The organism is Streptomyces lonarensis (assembly GCF_012033735.1).
In the GTDB taxonomy this organism is placed as follows: Bacteria; Actinomycetota; Actinomycetes; order Streptomycetales; family Streptomycetaceae; genus Streptomyces; species Streptomyces lonarensis.
Window position 1 is genome coordinate 1 of record NZ_JAAVJD010000447.1, and the last position, 1679, is coordinate 1679.

General features: G+C 80.3%; 1 protein-coding gene and 1 pseudogene. One reads left to right on the forward strand and one right to left on the reverse strand.

The window, feature by feature from the left end:
* Window positions 1-125: pseudogene (locus tag HCN56_RS26845) on the forward strand (LLM class flavin-dependent oxidoreductase); the annotation flags it as partial.
* On the opposite strand, the gene HCN56_RS25440 reads toward HCN56_RS26845, so the two are convergent.
* Window positions 110-1621 (reverse strand): hypothetical protein, encoded by a 1512-nt coding sequence (locus tag HCN56_RS25440; protein ID WP_167974985.1) that lies wholly within the window; start codon window positions 1619-1621, stop codon window positions 110-112. The pseudogene HCN56_RS26845 and the gene HCN56_RS25440 overlap by 16 nt on opposite strands.
* Window positions 1622-1679 lie beyond the last annotated feature (58 nt).

The following is a 1679-nucleotide window of genomic DNA, read 5'->3' on the forward strand; positions in this document are numbered from 1 at the left end:
AGCTGATCACCCTCGACGACGTGGCCGACGGCCGCGTCACGCTGGGCATCGGGGCCGGAGGCAGCGGTTTCGACGCCACCGCTCTCGGCCACGACGCGTGGACCCCGCCTCAGCCCGGTCGGCGCGGGCCGCGGCCGTCCAGCAGGTAGCCGACGGCGCGGTGCTCCTCGGCCCGGGCGGCACCGTCGGGGTCGACGGCGGGGGCGGGGTCGTCGGGTTCGGCGGGGTGACCCCCGACGGGGCCGTGCGAGCCGGTGCAGGGCGCGCCCGCGGGAGCGCCGACCACCGTCGACTCGGCACCGGGGACCGTGCCGCCGTGCGACGCGCGGTCGGTGTGGGCCCGGTCGTCGGCGCGGTCCGACTCGCCGCCCGCGCCGCCGGTCGCACCGGCGACCGGCGCAACGCCGGGCAGCGGGCCGGAGCCGAAGGGGCCCAGAGCCGGGGCGGGGAGGCCGGTCACCGCGGGCAGCAGCCCGGACAGGCCGCGGTGACGGTCCGTCCCCGGTCGGGCGCTGTCGTCGCGCTGTTCCGCCTCGGCACGCTCGGCATCGGCCGCGTCGGCCCCCGGCGAGCCGTCGCCGTCGCCGGGGAGGTCGGCTGCCGGTGGGACACCGCCGTCGGGCACGCCGGGCGGGGCCGGTTCGGCGGGGTGGTCGGACGTCGGCGGCGGGGTGTCGTCGGCGCCACCGCGGTCGGGGGTGACGCGCAGGGCGTCGGTGACGGGGCGCAGCCCGACGGCGTCGGCCACCGGGACGAGTACCGGGGTGAGGAGCCCGCCGGGCGTCCGCCCGGCCTCCGGCGGGGAGGTGCGGGCATCGGGGGCGCCGCCCTCCGGTGCAGGCCCCTCCGGGACTGTGCCGTCCGGGACAGTGCCGTCGGGAGTGGCGTCGCCCGGCGTGGTCACGCCCGTGACCGGCGCGAGGAGGTCCGTGACGGGGGTGAGCAACTCGCCGACCGGAGTCAGAAGTTCAGCGACCGGGGTGAGCAGGTCCGTGACGGCACCGGCGACGGCGCCGGGGGGCACCGGCCGCGCCTCGGCAGCGCTGTCGTCGGTTGCGGCGGGACCGGTTGCGGCGGGACCGGTTGCGGGGGGACCGGATGCGGGGGGACCGGATGCGGGGGTGTGCCGGGGCTCGGCCCCGGGTGAACCCGCCGCGGGCGCGGTGGGTTCGTGCACGGCGTCATCGGGACCGACGCCTGAGGGAAGGGGTCCGTCGGTGTCGGGGCCGGCCCGGCCGGGACCGGGCTGCGGCCCTGCCTCGGGCGCTGCGCCGGCGGCCTGCTCGTCGGGCGCCGTCCGCTCGTCCGCCGCCCGCTCGGACGGCTCCCGCTCGGACTTGTCCGGCTCCGGCTCCGGCGCCGGGCCCGGTTCGTCCCGGTCGGCCGGCTCGTCCCGGTCGGCCGGGTCCTCGCCTCGGCTGCCGAGGACCGCACCGAGCAGGCCGGATATCGGGCCGCGGGCCTCGCGGTCGCCGTCGGCGGCGATGCGCACCGCTCCGGCGCGCTCCCGGCCGTCGGGCGCGGTGGCGGCCGTCGACGCGCCGCGGTGGGCGGCTGCAGCGGTCCCCGCCTCGGATGTGCCGTCGGCCGCGGCGGCAGCGATGCGCACCGCTCCGGGCACGGGGATTCCGCCCGTGCCTCACCCCCACATCCGCCTCGCGCCGGACGTTAGCTGTGCG